The organism is Bifidobacterium vespertilionis, assembly GCF_008698145.1.
Lineage (GTDB): Bacteria > Actinomycetota > Actinomycetes > Actinomycetales > Bifidobacteriaceae > Bifidobacterium > Bifidobacterium vespertilionis.
This window is the reverse complement of the sequence record NZ_RZNZ01000009.1, coordinates 80,576-102,659: the sequence shown is the minus strand read 5'-3', so window position 1 is coordinate 102,659 and position 22,084 is coordinate 80,576. Positions and strand designations below refer to the sequence as shown.

General features: G+C 66.9%; 13 protein-coding genes. 5 read left to right on the top strand and 8 right to left on the bottom strand.

What is annotated here, in order from left to right; genetic code table 11:
* Positions 1-46: 46 nt before the first annotated feature.
* Complete coding sequence (locus EMO90_RS07625; protein WP_150354658.1) at positions 47-2,704, top strand: DNA gyrase/topoisomerase IV subunit A; 2,658 nt, start codon at positions 47-49, stop codon at positions 2,702-2,704.
* Positions 2,705-2,810: 106 nt separating this feature from the next.
* Here the strand turns inward: EMO90_RS07625 and EMO90_RS07620 are convergent, their stop codons facing one another.
* The 3 genes from EMO90_RS07620 to EMO90_RS07610 form a co-directional block, all read right to left on the bottom strand.
* Positions 2,811-3,110, bottom strand: a complete 300-nt coding sequence (locus EMO90_RS07620) for a DUF2316 family protein (RefSeq protein WP_150354657.1) — start codon at positions 3,108-3,110, stop codon at positions 2,811-2,813.
* Positions 3,111-3,328: 218 nt separating this feature from the next.
* Entirely contained in the window at positions 3,329-8,116 is a 4,788-nt protein-coding gene (locus EMO90_RS07615) for a DEAD/DEAH box helicase (protein WP_150354677.1), read from the bottom strand.
* A 121-nt stretch (positions 8,117-8,237) separates the two neighbouring features.
* Positions 8,238-9,440 carry an MFS transporter gene (locus tag EMO90_RS07610; protein ID WP_190972072.1) on the bottom strand — a complete coding sequence of 401 codons (1,203 nt, stop codon included), beginning with the start codon at positions 9,438-9,440 and terminating at the stop codon, positions 8,238-8,240.
* 178 nt (positions 9,441-9,618) lie between these two features.
* Here EMO90_RS07610 and EMO90_RS07605 point away from each other — a divergent pair, with 178 nt between their 5' ends.
* Positions 9,619-11,070 carry an aspartate ammonia-lyase gene (locus EMO90_RS07605; protein ID WP_150354656.1) on the top strand — a complete coding sequence of 484 codons (1,452 nt, stop codon included), beginning with the start codon at positions 9,619-9,621 and terminating at the stop codon, positions 11,068-11,070.
* A 35-nt stretch (positions 11,071-11,105) separates the two neighbouring features.
* Here the strand turns inward: EMO90_RS07605 and EMO90_RS07600 are convergent, their stop codons facing one another.
* Together EMO90_RS07600 and EMO90_RS07595 are read right to left on the bottom strand one after the other, a co-directional pair.
* Positions 11,106-11,312, bottom strand: a complete 207-nt coding sequence (locus EMO90_RS07600) for a helix-turn-helix domain-containing protein (RefSeq protein WP_150354655.1) — start codon at positions 11,310-11,312, stop codon at positions 11,106-11,108.
* Positions 11,313-11,876, bottom strand: a complete 564-nt coding sequence (locus EMO90_RS07595; protein WP_150354654.1) for a DUF2975 domain-containing protein — start codon at positions 11,874-11,876, stop codon at positions 11,313-11,315.
* A gap of 133 nt (positions 11,877-12,009) precedes the next feature.
* Here EMO90_RS07595 and EMO90_RS07590 point away from each other — a divergent pair, with 133 nt between their 5' ends.
* Complete coding sequence (locus tag EMO90_RS07590) at positions 12,010-13,335, top strand: DUF4153 domain-containing protein (RefSeq protein WP_150354653.1); 1,326 nt, start codon at positions 12,010-12,012, stop codon at positions 13,333-13,335.
* A 23-nt stretch (positions 13,336-13,358) separates the two neighbouring features.
* Here EMO90_RS07590 and EMO90_RS07585 read toward each other — a convergent pair whose 3' ends face one another.
* The 3 genes from EMO90_RS07585 to EMO90_RS07575 all read right to left on the bottom strand — a co-directional run bounded on the left by EMO90_RS07585 (position 13,359) and on the right by EMO90_RS07575 (position 18,096).
* Positions 13,359-15,620, bottom strand: a complete 2,262-nt coding sequence (locus EMO90_RS07585) for a DNA gyrase/topoisomerase IV subunit B (RefSeq protein ID WP_150354652.1) — start codon at positions 15,618-15,620, stop codon at positions 13,359-13,361.
* A 96-nt stretch (positions 15,621-15,716) separates the two neighbouring features.
* Positions 15,717-17,180, bottom strand: coding sequence for an RNA polymerase sigma factor (locus EMO90_RS07580; RefSeq protein ID WP_150354651.1), 1,464 nt, complete (start codon positions 17,178-17,180; stop codon positions 15,717-15,719).
* A gap of 169 nt (positions 17,181-17,349) precedes the next feature.
* The gene (locus tag EMO90_RS07575) at positions 17,350-18,096 is read right to left on the bottom strand and encodes a flagellar biosynthetic protein FliO (RefSeq protein ID WP_150354650.1); all 747 of its coding nucleotides are present in this window, start codon (positions 18,094-18,096) and stop codon (positions 17,350-17,352) included.
* 236 nt (positions 18,097-18,332) lie between these two features.
* Here EMO90_RS07575 and EMO90_RS07570 point away from each other — a divergent pair, with 236 nt between their 5' ends.
* A complete protein-coding gene (locus EMO90_RS07570; RefSeq protein ID WP_150354649.1) occupies positions 18,333-19,454 on the top strand; it encodes a polyprenyl synthetase family protein in 1,122 nt (373 codons plus the stop codon).
* A gap of 86 nt (positions 19,455-19,540) precedes the next feature.
* Positions 19,541-21,958 carry a protein kinase domain-containing protein gene (locus tag EMO90_RS07565; RefSeq protein WP_150354648.1) on the top strand — a complete coding sequence of 806 codons (2,418 nt, stop codon included), beginning with the start codon at positions 19,541-19,543 and terminating at the stop codon, positions 21,956-21,958.
* Positions 21,959-22,084 lie beyond the last annotated feature (126 nt).

The window sequence follows — 22,084 nt, the reverse complement described above, 5'->3', positions numbered from 1 at the left end:
GCACGCTAAAATGGCGAGGTTTCAAGTCTTGGAGGGAGTCGCACGCATGGCATCGCACCGCAAACCGGCCGCGCCGGGCTATGATCCGCGCACGGTCAAGGAGCACATCGTCGAAACGCCGTTGAACGAGGAGATGAGCAAATCGTTCCTCGAATACGCGTATTCGGTGATCTACGCGCGAGCCCTGCCGGACGCCCGCGACGGCCTCAAGCCCGTGCAGCGGCGCATCGTCTACCAGATGGGCCAGATGAACCTTGCACCCGACCGCCCGTACATGAAGTCGGCGCGCGTGGTGGGCGAGGTCATGGGCAAGCTGCACCCGCACGGCGATTCGGCCATCTACGAGGCCATGGTGCGCCTCGCCCAGCCGTTCGCGATGCGCCTGCCGCTGGTGGACGGCCACGGCAACTTCGGCTCGCTGGACGACGGCCCCGCCGCCTCCCGATACACCGAGGCCCGTCTGGCCCCGGCGGCGCTGGGCATGAACGCGGACATCGACCAGGACACCGTGGACTTCGTGCCGAACTACGACAACAAGCTCAAGGAGCCGACCGTGCTGCCCAGCGCGATCCCGAACCTGCTGGTCAACGGCGGCTCGGGCATCGCGGTGGGCATGGCCACGAACATGCCCACGCACAACCTCGGCGAGGTGGTGGCCGCGGCCAAACATCTCATGGCGCACCCGGACGCCACGCTCGAGGATCTCATGCGTTACGTGCCCGGACCGGACCTGCCCACGGGCGGCATCATCATCGGGCGCGACGGGATTCGCGAGGCGTACCGCACGGGCCGAGGCATGTTCGCCACCCGTTCGGCCACGCACATCGAGAACGTCACCGCGCGCAAGAAGGCGATCGTTGTCACCGAACTGCCGTTCATGGTGGGCCCCGAACGCGTGCTCGAGCGCATCTCCGAAGGCGTGAAGAACCGCAAACTGGAGGGCATCTCCGGCGCGATCGATCTGACCGACCGGCACAACGGCACCCGTCTGGTCATCGAGATCAAGACCGGCTTCGACCCGAACGCCGTGCTCGCCCAGCTGTTCCGTCACACGCCGTTGCAGGACAACTTCTCCATCAACAACGTGGCGCTCGTGGACGGCCGCCCGCACACCATGGGCTTGAAGGAGCTGCTCAAGGTGTGGATCGACCACCGCCGTGTGGTGGTGCGCCGGCGCAGCGAATTCCGACGCAGGAAGGCCCAGGAGCGTCTGCACTTGGTGGAGGGTCTGCTGCTGGCCATGATCGACATCGACGAGGTGATCCAGGTGATCCGCACCTCGGACGACGCGGACAAGGCCAAGAGCCGGCTGATCGCCGTGTTCGATCTGGACGAGATCCAGGCGCAGTACATTCTGGATCTTCGCCTGCGCAGGCTGACGCGCATGAGCCGCATCGAGCTGGAGGCGGAACGCGACGATCTGAAGAAGCAGATCGAGGAACTGGCGCGCATCCTGGCTTCCGCCGAGGAGCTGGACCGCGTGGTGGTCGAGGAGATGGACAAGGCCGTGGCGACGTGGGGTTCCCCCCGCCGGACGGTGATCCTGGACACGGACGAGGACGGCACGCTCACGCCGGTGCAGGCACACGGCGAATCGGGCGTATCCGCTTCGGCCCTGGATGCCGCCCGCACAGTCAGCTCGGTGTCCGACGCCGCCGATGCCGCGGAGGCGGCGGCCGCCGCGAAGAAGGCCGGCGAGGAGGAGGCCGCCTCCGCCCTGCTGCAGATGGCCGACGAGCCGTGCACGGTGATGATGACCGCAACCGGCCTGATCGCCCGCGCGGGAGCCGGCGCGCTGGAGGCATGGCGGTCGCGTTCCGCCGCCGGCCCGCGCGCCAAGGAGGACGTGATCCGATCGATCTTCGCGACGACCACGCGCTCCTCCTACGCACTCATCACCTCGGCAGGCCGTTTGGTGCTCGCGCAGGTGGCCGATCTGCCCGCGCTGCCCGCCTCCGAGACGCCATCCGTGGAGGGCGGCGTGAAGGCCGACGAGCTGATCGGCGCGACCGAGAACACCGATCCCGTACCCGGCGAGCATGTGATCGCGGCCGTGTCCATGGCCGACGGCGAGGCCCCGTTGGCGATCGGCACGCGGGTCGGCGTGATCAAGCGCTGGAATCGTGAGGCGCCCACCACCATGGATTCCTGGCCGGTGATCGATCTGAAGGATGGTGACGAGGCGCTGTTCGCCGCCCCGGCCGCCGACGAGGACCGTCTGGTGTTCATCTCCTCCGATGCCTCACTGCTCACCTTCGAGGCAGCGAATGTGCGCCCGCAGGGTCGCACAGCAGGCGGCATGGCGGGCATTCGGCTCGCCGAGGGCGCGCATGTGGTCGCCTTCAACGTGGTGCCGGCCGGCAATGTGGGTTGGACATACGAGGAGGGCGAGAACGGCATGAGCTCGGCGGCCGGAGCGGTGGTGCTCACCGTGGCCGGGGATGCCGACGCGCTGCCGGGCACCGAGAACGGGTGCGCGAAGCTGACGCCGCTGGAGATGTATCCGACCAAGGGACGCGCCACCGGCGGCGTGCGCTCACAGCGCTTCCTCAAGGGGCAGAACGTGCTGATCGCCGCATGGGTGGGCGCCTACCCGCTCAACGCCTCAACGGAAGGCGGCTCCCCGGTGGAGCTGCCGAAGCCGGACATGCGCCGCGATGGGTCGGGCGTGGATCTGGCCGCGCCGATCGCCTACGTCGCATAGCGGTGCTGCCAGCGCACAAAGCGGAACGTTTGGTTCGTTTTTGAGCTTGTTGAGGGGCCGAAAACGAACCAAACGTTCCGCTTTGTGCGCTGATGCCTTATTAGGATCAATCGATGGTTCCGGCGTCGAGGACCGCGTCGCTCAGGAACCAGTAGCTGTGCGGGTCGCCCTTGAGCGCGGTGAACGGCGTGAGTTCGATGTTACGCTCACGGGCCAGATCGATGAGATAGCCGCGCACGATCCACGGGTATTCCAGCACGCCGCTCTTGAGATCGATGATCCGCTCGACGGCGCTGCCATTCACACCAAAGTGCTCGCCGATCTGATCGACGGTGAGCCCCAACCGACGCATGTTCTCGCGGAACTCGCGGATCGTCGCCGCCTTCTGTTCGCTTGTCAATGACATGGTTGAATCCTTTCCGGATCCTGTTATACCAGCCATGATGCCGGTGAGCGGATGGCCAATGCGCAATGAAGAAGGATCCTTCGCTTCGCTCAGGATGACGAGAAAGTCGTTCTTTGTCATCCTGAGCGAAGACCGAAGGCCGGAGCCGAAGGATCCTTAATATTTCGCACAACGTTAAGGATCCTTCACTTCGCTCAGGATGACGAAGTCGCTTCGGGCTACTGGTACAGCTTCATGCCTTGCGGGCAGGGGGTGAATCCGGCGGCGTGCAGGATGCGCATGGCATCGCCGCGCCGGGTGAGCGGTTCACCGTTGAGATCGCAGAAGGTGACTCCCGATCGTGATCCCGGCCCTTCGGAGGATGATCTGCGCCGCAGCGTGTACGCGAGTTCGGTCAGGGCCGGGCGCATCACGGCCTCATCACGATCGAAAGCCGTGAGCCGATGGCTGCGGGGCGCTGCGTAGACCACCGGCTCGCCATGGGCAAGCACCACCAGCGAGCCGGCGCGACGGATCGGCTTGGCAGGTTTGCCGGTCGTCCCGTTCGCGCTGGTTTCCGTCGCGTCACCGGCCTCAGCCACGCCGTAGGCCCGAGGCCAGTCGATCGCCGCGCCGGTGAGATTTGCGGGATCGGTGACGTCGATCGCCACATCGGACTGGCTGTGCCATTGGCCGGCGTCCCTGAGCGCGTCCACCGTGTCTCTGGCGGCGAACTGCGCCGCGCCGAACCCCTTCACGAACATGCCACGCACCAGCGAACCGTGTTCCTCCATGCGTCTGAGCACCGGATACAGGGCGGAGAACCCTCCCGGCACCGACTCCCTGTCCACCAGCGGCGCGGCGATGACCCCGTACCGGTCAAGCAGAACCTCCACCTGAGCCACCAACCGCTGTTCGGGCGATGAGATTCCCGCGGACTCATCGGACAGCGCTTTCGCAGGATCGCTCTCCACACCATCGACACCCATCCCACTCCCCACGGCCGACCATAGTCCACCCAACGTCATGGGCAGCGAAACCTGCACGCGGATGCGCCGACGGGATGCCCTGGCCGGCGTCCGAACCGTCCGCCCGCCCGTCTGCAACGCCCGCACCGGCGCAAAGGAGCTGTTGGTCACCTTGCCCTGCCAGACCAGCGACCACAGAGCCTCCTCGAACTGGTCCTGCGACCATGACGGCGGCACAATCTCCCCGGTCTCCGGATCCACCATCTCATTGCCGGCGGCCCCCTGCCACCGTTCGCGGGCCATCGACGCCAGCTGCGTGGCATGGTAGGCGCCTCCGGGCGCGAGCACGGCAAGAATCGCCTCCGGAATGGTGGGGGCGGCATCCTCCGGCGCATCCCCCGAAAGCACACCGGCCGGCTCCAGCAATGCGGAATCGGCGGGGCTGAAGGAGATGCTCCCGGGCTCGTTCGCCTTGCCGTCGCCGGGTTTGGAGCCGACCCACACCGCTTCTCCCCCAGCCAACAGTTCGTCGAGCATGGATGGGGTGTAGTCGCCCACGCGCGAGGGGAATACATCGCGCTCCCACACCGAGGCGGGCAGGGCCAGTCCGTCGAGCTGCTCGATGACGCGCATCAGCCCATCCAGACCGCGATGATGTTCGCCGCCCACCGGCCCGACGCCTTGGCGATCCAGCAGAAACGCCTGATAGACGGCCGGTTCGACCGGTTTGATGGCCTTGCGCGCCTTGGAGAGCGATCGCGCCCGTATGCGGCGAAACACCTCGCGATGCAGCCACTGCGTGGCCGCCGAACCGTCCGGCATCCCATCGGCATGATCGGCGACGAACGTTCCGCTTATGAGCTGGCCGGACGCCTTGAGCTCATCCAGCGCATGCACGGCGTCGGTGACGGGGATGTTCAGATCGGCCACCATCCGCTCGGCCGTGAACGGGCCATGGGTTTTGGCGTAGCGGGTCACGCGACCCATCACGTCACCGGCGTCCAGATCGTTCCAGAAGGTGCGCTCCCCCAGCTCCCGCTCCACGTCCCGAATCACGTCCGGATCCAGCACGGCGGACATATCCGTGCCGCCAAGCAGCTTCTCCAGCACATCCGGGTCCACGGACAGCAGCTGGGCGCTGCGCTCCGCCTGCGGCACATCGTACTGGTACATGACGGCCCCCACGAAACCGAACAGCAGGTTTTCGGCGAAAGGCGAGGGAATTTCGGTGGTCACATCATCCAGTGCGATGGTCCCGGCGTTGAGATCGGTCATGAGCCGACGCAGGGCGGGCAGATCGTACACGTCCCGCAGGCATTCGCGCGCGGTCTCCAGCAGGAGTGGGAAATTATGCCGGGTGCGCGCGGCGGCGAGCAGCTGGGCGGACCGCAGGCGCTGCTGCCACAGGGGCACGCGGCGGCCCGGATCGGTGCGCGGCAGGAACAGCGATCGCGCGGCGCATTCGCGGAATCGGGCGGCGAACAGCACGCTTTCGCCCACCTGGGTCTCCACCAGCCGTTGCAGCTCGTCCGGATCGAAGCGCACCAGGTCCCGGATGGGAATGGAACCGTCCCCGTCCGGCAGCCGCAGGATGATGCCATCGTCCGCCGCATAGGCCTGGCCGTCGAACCCATAGCGCTGCTTGAGTCTGGTGGTGATGGCCATGGCCCACGGCTCGTGGATGCGGCGGCCATACGGCGAATGGATGATGATCCGCCAATCGCCCTCCTCATCGGGGCAGCGCTCGATGACGATCCGGCGATCCGACGGCACCTCACCGGTGCTGGCCCGCTGCTCGGCCAGCAGACGGGCCAAATTCCCGATGGCGTTGCCGTCAAGACCATCCGCGCGCAGCCGTCGCTTGGTTTCCGCGTTGAAGCGGGGATTGCCCGGCTCCGCACCGGACCTTCCCAAACCGTCCGTTCCAGAACCGACCGCCGCCGGCCCGCCCGCTTCCAGCCCATCCGTTCCAGAACCGCCCGCTTCCAGCCCGGCCGCGATCTCGCGTATGAACGCGCCCTTCCGCTGGCCGAATCCGGCGTCCCTGCCGCCCTCATCGCCATGCCAGAACGGCAGACGGGCGGTGCGGCCGGGTGCGGGCGTCACCACCACCCGGTCGCGCGTGATCTCCTGGATCTGCCATGTGGAGGTGCCCAGCGTGATCACATCGCCGACGCGCGATTCGTAGACCATCTCCTCGTCCAATTCGCCCACGCGTCTGGGCCCCGGTCCGGAATCAGCCTGAGGCAGGACGACCGTGTACAGGCCGCGGTCCGGGATGGTGCCGCCGCTGGTGACGGCGAGCCGTTGCGCACCCGGCCGCGCGGAGATGATGTTGTCCTCCCGGTTCCATGCCAGCGGAGGGCGGAACGCGGAGAAGTCCTCGCTGTTGTAGGCCCCGGTCATCATGCCCAGCACCGCGTCGAACATATCCCGGTCCAATTCGGCGAACGGGGCGGCGCGCCGGACCGTCGCGTACCAGTCGTCCGGTTTGAGATCCCCCATGGCCGCGGCGGCCACAGTCTGCTGGGCCAGAACGTCCAGCGGGTTGCGAGGAACGGACAGCGGCTCCAGAGCGCCCGCCCTCATGCTTTCGATGCTGGCGGCCACGCCGATGATCTGTTCGCGGGTGAGCGGATAGAACAGGGCATGGGACACGCCACCGACGCGATGATCGGCCCGCCCGACGCGCTGCAGCCCGGAGGATACGGACAGCGGCGGGGCGATCTGGATGACCAGATCCACCGATCCCATGTCGATGCCGAGCTCAAGGCTGCTGGTGGCCACCACGCATCTGAGCTGGCCGCGCTTGAGCCGCTCCTCGATCTGCTTGCGCCGATCCTTGGACACGGACCCGTGATGGGCCATGGCGATGGTGTCCTCAGGGCCGTGATCCCCCACAAGCATGGTGGTCGAGCCGACGACCGAATCATAATGCCCGGCGAATCCCTCGCGCCCCTCCGGCGAGCCCTTTTCGGCCCCATGCCCGCGACCGTCCGCGTAGAGGTCGTTGAGACGGGCCGTGAGCCGCTCCGCCAGTCCACGCGAGTTGACGAACACCAGCGTAGTGCGGTGCGCGAGCACCTCGTCCAGCACGCTGCGTTCCACGACCGGCCAGATCGAGCCGACCGCGCGGTCCCCCGCGGCGCCGGTGACAGCCGTGGACCCGACGCTTTCCGGCGCGATGCCCTTGCGCTCGGCGAGCCGCTGCATGGCCGGCGTGACACCGCTGATCCGGGGTGCGGGCATCCCCCGCGAGCCGCCCAGGTCCGCGCCGCCAGCCCGGTTCGACACATTCGCCGACTGAAGGTCCCGCATGTTCTCCAGCGGCTCAACCACCTTCAGATCCATGTCCGGATGCGTGCCCGGATCCACCACTTCCACGGGCCGGGCGCCGCCCAGAAACCGGGCTGCTTCGGCAGTCGGATTGACCGTGGCGGACAAACCGATGCGCTGGATGGGACGGCCCGCCAGATCCTCCAGACGTTCCAGACTGAGCGCCAGATGCGCCCCCCGCTTGCCGCCGGCGAGCGCATGCACCTCGTCCACGATCACCGTGTCCACGGTGGCGAGGATGCGGCGGGCCTTGGAGGTGAGCAGCAGATACAAGGACTCCGGCGTGGTCACCAGAATATCCGGCGGATGGGATGCGATGGCCCGCCGCTCCTTGGGAGCGGTGTCCCCGCTGCGCGTGGCCACGCGGATGGCAGGCGACTTGAGACCCATGGCCTCGCATTGGGCCGCGATGCCTTCGAGCGGACGCTCGAGGTTCTTGGCCACATCCACGGCCAGTGCCTTGAGCGGCGACACATAGAGTACCCTGACGCCCTTGGCGACGCGCTTGTTCGGCCCCGCGGTCGCATCCCCCGCCATGAGCCGGTCGATGGCGGACAGGAACGCGGCCAGCGTCTTGCCCGAACCTGTGGGCGCGATCACCAGCACGTTCCGCCCCGACCTGATGGCCGGCCACGCCAGTCGCTGCGCTTCGGTGGGCGCATCGAAGACATGCTCGAACCACACCCGGGTGGGTTCCGCGAACAGGCTCAAGCAATCGTACATATGTTCGATCATGCCGCCAAGTGCGGACAAAACCGGTGCAGACAACACGAAACACGCGGAGCACGCCGCACCCGAACGGAACCGAAGCCGAACGGCCCAAATCGAGGCCGCCCCGCCCGGCTCACCCCCGCTTGACGCGCAGGCGCTCGTGCATCCAGACCATCAGGACCAGGAATGCCAACAGGTAGAACGGGTATAGGGAGATCGTCATATACTGGGCGATGAGTCCGAACAGCGGCGGCATGGCCAGCGAACCCACATAGGCGCTGGCCATCTGCACGCCCACGATCGCCTGCGAGTTCTCCTCGCCGAAGTACGCGGGCGTGGAGTGGATGACGCACGGATAGATGGGCGCGCAGCCCAGGCCCACGGTCACCAGACCGGCGACCGTGCCCCAGATGCCGGGCAGCGGCAATGCGATCAGGATCACGCCCACGACCAGCACCACCTGGCCGATGCGGATCATGGTGGGATCATCGAACCGCATGGTCATGAAGCCGCTCAGCGCCCGGCCCACGGTGATGCCCACATAGAACAGGCTGGCCAGACTGGCGGCGGCGGTGCGGTCCACGCCCTCGTGGATCACCATGTAGCTGCTGGCCCACAGGCCGGCGGTCGACTCGATCGCGCAGTAGCAGAAGAACATGATGAGGATCTCCTTGGCCCCGCGGATTGCCAGCACACCCTTGAGGCCAAGCGGCTTGCGGGCGGGCGCCGAGGCGCCATCACCGGCCGACCCGGACGCAGACACGCCGCCGTCCGCAGCTCCGGCGACCGCGCGCGACTTCCACAGCGGCAGGCTCAGCACGATCACGACCGTCAGCGCAACCTGCAGGATGGCGATGTATCGGTATCCCCAGCCCCAGCCCTGGCCGCCGGAGAGGGCAAAGCCCATCACATAGGGGCCGATCGAGGCGCCCACGCCCCACATGCAGTGCAGCCAGCTCATGTGGCGACTTTCGTAATGGATGGCCACATAGTTATTGAGCGCCGCATCCACGCCGCCCGCGCCCAGACCATAGGGCACGGCGATGGCGATCAGCGTCCAGTAATTGGGCGCCACGGAGAAGCCGTACAGCGCGGCGGCGGTGAGCCCCACGGACACGGCGGTGACGCGGCCGGCGCCGAAGCGAAGGGTCACGCGGTCACTCAGCAGCGCGGAGACGATCGTGCAGGCGGAGATCACCATCGAGATGCCGCCCATCCAGGAGACCGGGGCCCCCAGATCCCGGCTCATCGTGGGCCATGCGGCGCCGAGCAGGGCATCGGGCAGTCCAAGACTGATGAAGGCGAGGTAGATCACGGCGAGCAGCAGACTGGCCACGAAGAATCCTCCTTGATTGCGAATATCACGTACGAACGTACACAAGCTAACCGCGAACGCCGACAAACGACGCGGCATCGCAACACGCCGATTCGCGATCAGCGAATTATGGCGAGCCTGGGCCAAACGGGAGAAGATGGAGACATACATGCCACAAGCACCGAGCAAAGGACCATCCATGAACACATACATCAAGCCGGCGCCCGTCACGGGCCCCACCCGTCTCGAGCATGACTGCATCGGCGAACTCGAGGTGCCCGCGAACGTCTACTGGGGCATCCACACGCAGCGCGCGATCGGCAACTTCACGGTGTCCGGTCTGCCGGACTCCTCGCATCCCCAACTCGTGCGCGCCTACGCGACCGTCAAGCGCGCCTGCGCGGAGGCGAACGAGGAGATAGGCCTGCTCCCCCACGACAAGGCGCGCGCGATCGTCGCCGCGTGCCAGGAGATCGAATCGGGCAAGCTGCTCGACCAGTTCCCCGTGGACGTGCTGCAGGGCGGCGCCGGCACCTCCACGAACATGAACGCCAACGAGGTGATCGCCAACCGCGCGCTGGAGATCGCCGGCCACCAGCGCGGCGACTACCATTACATCCACCCCAACGACGACGTCAACCACTCCCAGTCCACCAACGACACGTACCCGGCCGCCTGCAAGCTCGCACTGATCGACGCGATCGGCCCGCTGGCGGAGGAGACCAGGAAACTCGCACAGTCCTTCCACGACCTTGCGGACCGGCACGCCGACGATGTGACGATCGGCCGCACGCAGCTGCAGGACGCCGTGCCCATGACGTACGGCCAGGAATTCCACGCCTTCGCCAGCTTCCTCAAGGCGGACACCGCGGCGCTCGAACGCGTTGTGCCGCTGCTCATGAGCCTCAATCTGGGTGCCACGGCCATCGGCACCGGCATCTGTGCGGATCTGCGCTTCCGCAAGGCCGCCACCGAGCATCTGGCGCGCATCACCGGACTGCCGATCACCGCCGCGCCGGATCCGATCGCCGCCATGACGGACATGAGCGCCTACATCGCCGTCTCCCAAACCGCCAAGAACCTCGCCATCCATTTGAAGAAGGCCGCGGACGATTTACGCCTGCTCAACTCCGGCCCGCACGACGGCTTCAACGACCTCAACGTGCCGCCGCGCCAGGCCGGCAGCAGCATCATGCCGGGCAAGGTGAACCCGGTGATCCCCGAATGCGTGGACCAGGTGTGCTTCCGCGTCTTCGGCATGGACACCACGGTCACGTGGGCGGCCTCCGAAGGCCAGCTGCAGCTCAACGCCTTCGACCCCGTGATCATCCACGAGCTGCTCAAGGGCATCGATCTGCTGACCAACGCCATGGTCATGTTCCGCGAGCGCTGCGTGGAGGGCATCACCGTCAACAAGGAGATCGGCCGCCGGTACGCCGCATCCTCGCCGTCCATCTCCGCCGCGCTCAACCCGCTGATCGGCTACGAACGCTCGGTGGACATCGCCAAGGAGGCCGCCGAGTCCGGCAGGACCGTGCGCGAGGTGGCCGGCGAGCGCACCGATCTGCCCGCCGAGCAGCTGGACGAGCTGCTGGACACGACCGCACTGGCCCGCCGGCTCGGCCAGACCTGCCGGGAGCGTCAGGCGTAGGGCGGCGGGCATAGCGCGGCGGGCGGGCGCAGGGCCTAGTCCGCCTCCCACTCGAGGATGTCGCCGGGCTGGCAGTCGAGCGCGCGGCAGATGGCGTCGAGCGTGGTGAAGCGAATGGCCTTGGCCCGCCCGTTCTTCAATATCGACACATTGGCCGGGGTGATGCCGATCGCCTCGGCCAATTCATTGACGCCCATCTTGCGTCTGGCCATCATGACATCCAGATTCACGCGGATGGCCATTCAGATCACCGCCTCGAGTTCGCGGCGCTGCGCGATCGCCTGCGTGAGCAGGGATCGCATGACCAGCATGAGCAGCACGAACGCGGCGATGAGCAGCAGGGCCACGAGCAGTGCGAGCACGAAGGCCGGACTGTTCAGCGCCGCCGGAATCGATTCATGCGTGACCGGATCGACATATTCGAGGCCGACGTTGGAGAAGATGAGCACGAACATCACCAACGCACCCTCCGCGCATGCACAGACGATGATGATGTCGGTCCAGCGGATGGCCTTGCCGGAGAAGATGTCCCTGTTTCGCGTGAGCGTGAGCATCGGCCAGACGGCGGCGAGCGCCACCTCGAAGCACAGGATGCCCAGCACGCCCGCGATCCGGTACGGCCACAGGGCGGGCGCGGTCTCCGGCACATGCTCCACCACATAGGCGGACAGGGCGAATACGGCGACCTGTCCGAACACGCAGATCGCCTCGAACAGCACGATCATCACCTTGAGCGCCCCGATGGCGACGGGGTGGTATTCCGGCCACGTCTCGCGCCCGGTTGCATTGTCATTGCCGATGTCCATGGCGATTCCTTTCCTCACGGTTCATATAGGCTTCGATTATCGATAATAATATATTGAAAAACAATATGTCAGAATTGTGGAGAACTGTTTCACAACAGATTCATATCGTTTTTCGATAGCTTACGATGGCGGCATGAACACCAATTCCGAAACCGACCAGACCATCGCTCCCCTGTCCCGCCGCCTCGCCCTGGCCGCAGCGGCACTGGCCATCCCGTTCCTGTTCGACCGATTGTGGTTCGCCGTACCCTTCGGCAACGACGGCGGATGGTCTCCGTTCACCTGCTGGGCCATGCTGTGCATGATGATCGCGCTCATCGATCTGCCCCTGTTCGCCAGGCGCACATGCCGCACGCCCATGTGGTGGATCGTCCTCGCCGCCATCGCGGCGCTGGGCGTGTGGCTGATCGCACTCGCCCCGCCGTTCGAGGGCCTGGCTGGCGGGGCGAATCTCATCTATGCGATGCTGAGTGGCTTCATTGTGCTGCCCGCGCTGCTCATGACGCTGTTGCAGCTGTCCGATGGCCGATTCGACCCGTACCACCCGTTCGCACTGGTCGCGGATTGGTTCAAAGGATGGATCATCAGCCCATTCGCGCACTGGGGCACTCTGGCCCACACGCTGCGCGATACGGGCGCGCACCTGCGGGGGAAGGACCGCGACGCCGGCCGTCTCAGGCGCGTCGGCATCGCCCTGCTCATCACGGCACCGATCCTCCTGGTACTCGTCCCGCTGCTCATGGGCGCCGATGAGGTGTTCGACTACGCCGTCACCCGTCTGATCGGCGATTTCGACATCGTCCCGATCATGTGGCACACCATGCTCGTGATCGTTCCCGCACCGTTCGTCTTCTCGCTGCTCGCATCCGTTGACGCCCGCGACACCGGCGGGATAGCCGCGGGGAGACAGTCGCGCGGATCGGCGCCTTTCATGTTCGATCCACTGATCGTGGCCGTGGTGCTCGGCATCGTGCTCGCCCTGTACGCCACATTCTGCGCGGTCCAGTTCACGTTCCTGTTCGCCGAGGCAGGACTGCCGGCGGGCTACACGTACGCCGAGTATGCGCGCAGCGGATTCTTCCAGCTGCTGTTCGTGGCCGCGCTGAATTTCGCCGGCTTCGGTCTGGTGCTGCGGTTCGCGCCGCGCCGCACGCCGATCGTCGCCATGCAGGCGGGGCTGCTCGCCGCCACCGGCGTGATGCTCGCCTCCGCGTTCACGCGTCTCAACCTGTACATTCACGTCTACGGGCTCACCTGGCTGCGATATGCGTCGATCACATTCATCATCCTGCTGGCCGTGCTGCTCCCACTCGCAATGGCACGCCTGTTCACCGCGCGCATACCACTCGTCGCCATGGGGTTCACGGCGATGCTGGTCTGGTGGATCGCAATCGGCTACGCGAACCCCGAGGGCGTCATCGACTGGTGGAACGCCTCGCATGGGGTGGCAATCGGATGACGGCCGGCCACGCCGACCGCCGATCAGGTGTCGATCTTGGAACGGTCGAAATCGTCGGCGTTGTCCACGATGAACTGCTTGCGCGGCGGCACGTCATCTCCCATGAGCAGGGAGAAGACCTCCGAAGCCTGCGCGGCGTCCTCCATGCGGATGCGCCTCAACATGCGCGAGCGCGGGTCCATGGTGGTGTCCGCCAGCTGGTCGGCGTCCATCTCGCCCAGACCCTTGTAGCGCTGGATGTCGTCGGCGTACCCGATGCGCTTGGCGTTGAGCTCGTCCAGCTTGGCGGCAAGCTCGTCGTCCGAATACGTGTAGATGTACTCGCCCTTGCGCGCCCCGGTGAGCGCGATGCGGTGCAGCGGCGGCACGGCCGCGTACACGTAGCCGTGCTCGATGAGCGGGCGCATGTAGCGGTAGAACAGGGTGAGCAGCAGGATGCGGATGTGCGCGCCGTCCACATCGGCATCGGTCATCATGATGACCTTGTGGTACCGCGACTGCGTAATGTCAAAGCTCGCGCCGGAGCCCGCGCCCACCACCTGGATGATCGCCGCGCACTCCTTGTTGTTGAGCATCTGGCTCAGCGACGCCTTCTGCACGTTGAGGATCTTGCCTCGGATGGGCAGCAGGGCCTGGAAGCCGGCGTTGCGCGCGGCCTTGGCCGTGCCGAGTGCGGAGTCGCCCTCCACGATGAACAGTTCGGCCACGTCGTCGTTGCCAGGCTGGCAGTCGGACAGCTTGGCCGGCATGGACGCCGATTCGAGGGCGTTCTTGCGGCGGGTGACCTCTTTGGTCTTGCGCGCCTGGATGCGGGCGTGCATCTCGCCCACGATCTTCTCCAGCACACGCCCGGACTGCTCCTTGTAGCCGCGCTTGGATCCGGTGATCATCTCGCCGAACTGGCGGTCCGTGATGCGCGAGACGATCGGCTTGACCGGCGCGGTGCCGAGCACGTCCTTGGTCTGCCCCTGGAACTGCGGTTCGGCGATGCGCACGGTCACCACGGCCACCAGACCGGCCATGATGTCGTCGCGCTCCACCTTCATGGCGCTGTCCTTAAGGTTCACCTTGAGCTTGCGCGCGTTGTCCTCCACGGCCTTGCGGATCTGCCTGGTGAGCCCCGCGAGGAAGCCGTCCACATGCGTGCCGCCGCCGGGCGTCTCCACCACATTCACAAAGCTCACCAGCGTGGTGTCATAGCCGTTGACCCACCTCAGGGCGATGTCCACGGCGCAGTTGCGCTCGATCTGCTCGGCGTGCAGCTCGCCGCCGTCGCCCACGGTCTGGGTCTCCTCCTTGTAGGTGGCCTCGCCCTGGATGCGCCACACGTCGCAGATGGGCTCGCCCTTGGACAGGAAGTCGACGAAGTCCTTCACGCCGCCGGTGTGCATGAACTCCTCCACGCGGGCGTGCGCCGGCTGGACGCCGAACGGGCCGCAGTCCACGGTGCCCTCGCGCGGGGCGATGGCCTCGGCATGCTCGGACTGCACAAGCGGCTCGGGCTGATCTGGCGATTCGGGCTGATCAGCCCGTTCGTCCACCTCGCGCAGATCGTCCACCGACTCATCGCCGGTTTCGGGGATATTCTCATCCACCACGGTGATCTTCAGGCCCGGCACAAGGAAGCTGGTCTGGCGCACGCGATCGATGAGCTGCTGGTAGCTGAATTCGGCGGTGTCGTTGAAGATCTCCGGATCGGCCCAATAGCGGATGCGCGTGCCGGTGGTCCTGGGGCTCACCGTGCCGATGATCTCCAACTCGGTGGGCTTGTTCCTGCGGGTGCGCTTGAACGGGGAGTCGGGCGAGGGATGCGCCGGATCGGCGTCCGCGTACACGCCGGGATGGCCCTGATGGAAGGCCATGTGGTGGGTCTTGCCGTCGCGGTCCACCTCCACGTCGAGCCTGGAGCTCAACGCGTTGACCACCGAGGAACCCACGCCGTGCAGACCGCCGGCCGCGTTGTACGAGGAGTTGCCGAACTTCGCGCCGGCATGCAGCTTGGTGAGCACCACCTCGACGCCGGTGAGCTTGGTCTTGGGCTCCACGTCCACGGGGATGCCGCGGCCGTTGTCCGCGACCTCGAGGGACCCATCCGTGTGCAGCGTGACGGTGATGTGGTCGCATGCGCCGGCCAGCGCCTCATCGACCGAGTTGTCGATGATCTCCCACAGGCAGTGCATGAGGCCCTGGCTGTCGGTGGTGCCGATGTACATGCCGGGGCGCTTGCGCACCGCGTCAAGCCCCTCAAGCACGGTAAGACTGTCTGCCCCGTAGGATTCGGGCATGGTTCTCCTTATTGGTTACAGATAACAGCACAGCGTGCTCCCCCGCAATGAGGGGAGCACGCAAATGGATGACCGGCCTTGGATCGCCGGCCCCGATCACTGGTCGAGGAAATCGCGCAGCGTCTGCGAGCGGGACGGGTGGCGCAGCTTGGACATGGTCTTGGACTCGATCTGGCGGATGCGCTCGCGGGTCACGCCGTACACGCGGCCGATGTCGTCCAGCGTCTTGGGCTGGCCGTCCTCAAGGCCGTAGCGCATCTTGATCACACCGGCCTCGCGCGGGGACAGCGTCTCGAGCACCTGCTTGAACTGCTCCTGCAGCAGCGAGAACGCCACGGCGTCGGACGGCGCGATGGCGTCGGTGTCCTCGATCAGGTCGCCGAACTCGGAATCGCCGTCCTCGCCCAGCGGGGTGTGCAGCGAGATCGGCTCGCGGCCGTACTTCTGCACCTCCTGCACCTTCTCCACCGGCATGTCCAGCTCGCGGGCCAGCTCGTCCGGCGTGGGCTCGCGGCCCAGATCCTGCAGCATCTGGCGCTGCACGCGGGACAGCTTGTTAATGACCTCGACCATATGCACGGGCACGCGGATGGTGCGCGCCTGATCGGCCATGGCTCGGGTGATGGCCTGGCGGATCCACCACGTGGCGTAGGTGGAGAACTTGAAGCCCTTCTTCCAGTCGAACTTCTCCACGGCGCGGATCAGGCCCAGATTGCCCTCCTGGATGAGGTCCAGGAACAGCATGCCGCGGCCGGTGTAACGCTTGGCCAGCGAAACGACGAGTCTCAGGTTGGCCTCCAGCAGATGGTCCTTGGCCTTCTTGCCGTCCGAGGCGGCCCACTTGAGCTCGCGCTTGTGCTTGAAGTCCATCTTGTCCGCTTCGGTGTCCAGCAGGTGCTGGGCGTACAGGCCGGCCTCGATGCGCTCGGACAGGTCCACCTCCTGCTCGGCGTTCAGCAGGTTCACGCGGCCGATCTGCTTGAGGTAGTCCTTGACCGGATCCGCGGTGGCGCCCGCGGCGATCACGCGGCGCTTGGGGTTGCCCGACGGGGTGAGGTTGTCGTCGTCATCGTCGTCGCGCACGATGAACGCGCCCTTGGCCTGCGGGGGGATCTCCTCCTGCTTGGGCTTGGCGTCCTCCTCCTCGTCCTCGACTTCCTCCTCGTCCTCCTCGGATTCGTCGTCTTCCTCGTCCTCCACGACGTCCTCATCGAGGTCGTCGTCGGCGTCCAGATCCTCGTCCAGCTCGTCTTCGGCGTCTGCGTCGTCCAGATCCTCGGCGTCCTCGTCCTCCACGTCGCCGATCGGCGCCTCGACGTCCTTCTCCTTCTCGACGTCGGACTTCTTGGCGCGGGCCGGGGCCTTCGCGGCGGCGGTGCGCTTGCGGGTGGTCTTCTTGACGGCGGTCCCCTCCTCCGTCACTTCGGCCTGTTCCGCGTCCTGAAGCGCGGATTCCTGGGTCTTGCGAGTCTTCCTGGTCTTCGTGGCGGTGCTTTTCTGAGCGGTGCTCCTCGTGGCCAACTTTTCCTCCTGGGTCTCCCCCGCCCGCCCATATAGCATATGGGCATACTTCTGGCAAGGGCAAATCGTCAACTCATAGAGTCAACCACGTTCCAAGGACGATTATTCCCACCGCGCATTGGCGTCGCATTCCCGCCCCGCAACGGCCGCACCGCCGCACCCGGGCGTGTCGCCGCGATGGAAACCCGATCGCGGCGACACGGTTCGTTCAGGAGGCCACCGGCTCCGGACTGTTCCCGGCATGTTCGGGATCAAGCCACGCCGGGCAGATCCCGTGCTCCACGGCGGACAGCACGATGGCCGCCAACGTGCAGCGCTCGTCATAGGCCAACGCGCGCACGGCGTCGGCCACGGCCCTGGCATCGCCCATCCACCACAGCATGTAGGCGAGCACGGCCAGCGGCTGCGCCTGATAGTTCTCGGGCACCGACGCGAGAATCTGCGTGAGCATCGAGAAGCCACGCGTGGCCCGGTCCCCTTCCGGTTTGGTGCCCGGGTCCCGGAACGTATCGTCCAGCACCCCGCACAGGTAGCGCACGCTCTGCGGACGGTGCGGCCTGACGCCAAGTTCCAGCAGATGGTCGCGGTCCGCCTGCGGGCACACCAGCGAGACGATCAGCGCATCGCGGAAAGCGAGCTTCTCGCGCATGCCGACGGCCAGGGCGGCCACCGATTCCCGGGACAGGCCGCCGCCCCCGGGTTTGGCCGTTCCGCTCCTGCGGCGCCCCGTGCGGGCCGTTCCATCGCGACCTGCACCGTCACGTCCGGTGCCGTCGCGGCCGCCGGACAGACAGGCGAGCCAGTCGTCGAGCGGATCGCAGAACCATGCCTCGTCCGCCTTCTCCACGCCCATCTGCCTGCGCTGTTCGCGGAACAGCTGGACGGTCTGACCCATCTCGTCATCGCTCAATTCCCAGTTCGTATACGACAGATCGTCGCATCGCACATCCTTCATGGCATTTGCCTTTCCTCCCTCACCCCACGCCCCAAGGCGCGTACCGATCTGCTTGTCGCGCCGCGCCCTGCCCGCGCGCCGCTTCCTCCACTATGGGGCGCATGAGCCCCGCTGCGCCAGCCGATCGGGGCAATGTGGTCGAACGTACCCCACTTGCTGCGCGCTTCGGCGTGTCATGCGCGAAATTCCGGGCGAAATCACATTCGACCGGCACACCTGTGGATAACCTCGTAGGTATGGAAAACGTCGCAGCACTGCCCGCACTCGAATCACGCATCGCCACGCTCGTGGCCCAGTACGCCGGCGTCCCGGCGGGAATGACGGTCCCCAGAACCTGCGCCGCCGTCATGGACGCGGTCGCCGGCCAGGGCGTCGTCTCCAGCGAGGGCGGCAAGCGTCTGCGCGCCCTGCTGGCACTGGCCACGTTCGACGCCGTACGCGGCGGGACCGGGGCGGATGGGGACGATCCCGGGCGCAGCGCCGTGATGGACCTTGCCTGCGCGATCGAGGTGTTCCAGACCGCCGCATTGGTGCACGACGACATCATCGACGACTCCGATCTGCGCCGCGGCAAGCCGTCGGCCCACCGCGCCCTCGCCGCCGCGCTGTCCGACGCGCCGCAGCCCGACCACGCCGGCCGTGGTCTGGGCATCATGCTGGGCGATCTGCTCGCCACGGCCAGCGTGGCCATCGCGCACGACGCCGCCAGCAGGCTGCCCAAGACGCAGCCGATCATGCGCGCCTTCCTCAACATGCACCGCGAGGTGGAGATCGGACAGGTGCTCGATCTGGCCGTGGAGGAGGCGCCGCTGGACAGGCCCGAGGCGCTGGCGTCCTCATCGCTGGGCGTGTTCCGCTGGAAGACCGCAAGCTATACCACCATCGCGCCGATCGAGCTCGGCCTGCTCGCCGCCGGAACCAACACCACCAAGGCCCGTGCGATCGCCGAATCCGTGGGCGCGCCGCTGGGACTGGCGTTCCAGCTCGCGGATGATCTGATCGACGTGATCGGCTCCCCCTCCTCCACCGGCAAGCCGGTGGGCGGCGACATCCGCGAGGGCAAGCGCACGGTGCTGCTCGCCGATGCTCTGATCGCGGCAGACGGCGCCGACCGAGCCGAACTCATCCGCATGTTCGAGGCGCCCGTGCGCGACGGGGACGACGTGGCGCGCGCAATCAGCCTGTTCGGATCCACCGGGGCGATCGACCGCTCGCGCGGGCGCATCGCGACACTGTGGCATGCGGCCGACGCGGCGGTCGGCGACGCGGCGGGCATGCTGGGCCTTTCGGACGAAGGACGGGCGCTGTTGGCGGGCGCATGCGCGCGGTTCCTGCCGGCCCATCTGCGCGAGCGCTGAGCCCAGCGTCCCGCCGACGTGGACTTTTCGTCGTGAATGCGCGCCGCGACGCGGTTTTGTGACGCGGCGACCCTACGATGGACACCATGAGTGAAGTGGCGAACCAGCCTGTGGGGCAAACGATTGAAGGGCGATATCGCATTGTGCGCAAAATCGCCGAAGGCGGCATGGCCACCGTGTACGAGGCGATGGACGATCGCCTTTCACGTCCCGTGGCGATCAAGATCATGCACATCCAATTGGCGCAGGGACCGCATCGCGCGCAGTTCCAGGAGCGGTTCCGCCGCGAGGCGCGGTCGGCCGCGTCCATCGCGAACCCGCATGTGGTGCAGGTGTACGACACCGGCGAATTCCAAGGGCTCGACTATCTGGTGATGGAATACGTGCATGGCGTGAACCTCAGACGCGAAATGTCGCAGGAGGGCACGTTCACCGTGCGCGAGACGCTGCGCGTGGTCGGCGAGATCCTGGACGGACTGGCGGCCGCGCACCGACTGGGCGTGGTGCACCGGGACATCAAGCCGGAGAACATCCTGATCAACAGCCGCGGCCACGTGCAGATCACCGACTTCGGCCTCGCCAAGGCGGCCTCGCAGGCCACGCTCTCCTCCACCGGCATGCTGTTGGGAACCGCCGCGTATCTGGCGCCGGAGATGATCGAGGACAACCGGGCGACCCCGCAGGGAGACCTGTACTCCGTGGGCATCATCGCGTGGGAGATGCTCGCCGGACGCGTGCCGTTCGAATCGGACAACCCGGTGACCGTGGTGTTCAAGCACGTGCACGAGGACGTCCCGGCACTCACCGCCGTCTGCCCCGGCATCAGCCCCTTGGTCTCCGACTTCGTGGCCAGACTCACCGGCCGGGCGGTGGAATCGCGGCCGGACAACGCCATGGTGGCCGTCTCCCTGCTCGCCGAGCTCAACATGCATCTGGGACGGGACCAGCTCATGTTCCGCGCGGCCGAGCGCCCGGAGGCATCCTTCGCGCAAGGGGCCCCGCTGCCTCTTGCCGGCACGGGTCCTGTTCCGCCCACGCCGCCGACGCCACTGATGCCGCCCGAACCGCCGGCGCAGCGCAAGGCCGACGCCGCAAAGCAGGGCTCCGCGCCCGCGCAGACCACCACGCCAGCAACCGGCGAGGCGACCGCCGTACAGGCCGCCGGCGAGGCGACGACCGTGCTGCCGGAGATCAACGAGGCCGACGCCATGGCCGCGACGCGCGTGATGCCTCCGGTGGATCAGGGGGCCACGCAGCGGATCGACCGCGACGGCAACGCATTCAGCGCCCCCACGCCCGCCGTGGGAGGAACGACCAGCTTCATCGAGATGCTGCGCGAGGACTTCGACGAGCAGAGCGCGGGCGCGACGGCCATGTCGGCATCCCCGTCGGCGTCTGCATCGTCGTCCTCCGCGCCGACGCAGGCCATCGGGCGCGTGCCGGCGGGCCCCACCCCAAGCACTCTGCCCGCCACGGAGGTGCATGCCGCGGCCGGCGACGCCGCAAAACCGAAGAAGAGGCATCACAGGGGCCTGATCGCCGCGATCGCGGCGGTGGTGCTGGCCGGCGCCGCGGCGGGTGGCGGCTATGCATGGTGGTACTACCTCGGACCGGGCAGCTACTGGACGCTGCCGGCCGCCGGAGACGTGCAGTGCGCCACGGAATCGTCGTGCACGATATCGGGCGCCAATGCGCAGGACTACATCGGCACGCTCAACGTGGCGGGCATCCCCTACACGCAGGCCGAGGAATTCAGCGACGACGTGCCGGCCGGGGCGATCGTCTCTGCCAATCCGTCCGCCGTGGGCTCGCGCATCTCCAAGCGCAGCGACCAGCGGGTGTCGATCGTGGTGTCCAAGGGCGTGCGGCAGGCAACCGTGCCCGCGGACATCAAGGATCCGAACTCGGCGAGCGGCAAGGACCCCGTGGCCGCGCTTAAGGAGGCCGGATTCGACGAGGCGGCGATCGAGCACGACGAGTCGAAGGACGAATACTCGCTCACCGTGCCCGAAGGCGCGATCCTGACGATCAGCGCCGAGCCGGGCAAAGCCTACAACCACAACGAGAAGATCACCGTCACGCTGTCCAAGGGACTCAAGCCGGTCCAGATGCCGAACATCGTGGGACAGAGCCAAGACGATGCCAAGAAGGCGCTGGCCGATCTCAACCTCACCGCGAATGTGACCGAGGCGTTCGACGACAAGGTGGAGGCCGGCAAGGTGGTCTCCGCCTCCGTGGACGCGGGCGCGACGCTCAAGTGGGGGGACAAGGTGGACGTGGTCGTCTCCAAGGGCCCGCAGATGGTCACCGTGCCGAACGTGGTGGGCCAGCAGTATGACGATGCGGCCAAGACGCTCAAGGATCTGGGCTTCAACGTGCAGCAGTCGGCGCCTCTGGGCGACTGGACGCACATCGTGCGCATGCAGAGCGTCAACGCCGGGGACACCGTGCGCGTGCGCGACGAGAACGGCACGCCCACGACGATCACGCTGACCGTGGCGTAAGCCGAACGGCCTGCGGGGCGGCGGACTGACCGGGCAACGCAGGATCGGATGGTCACCGGATCGGACAACGCAAAGGGCGGCGGTCTCCCCCTGGGGAAAGACCCCGAGGGAAGACCGCCGCCCTGC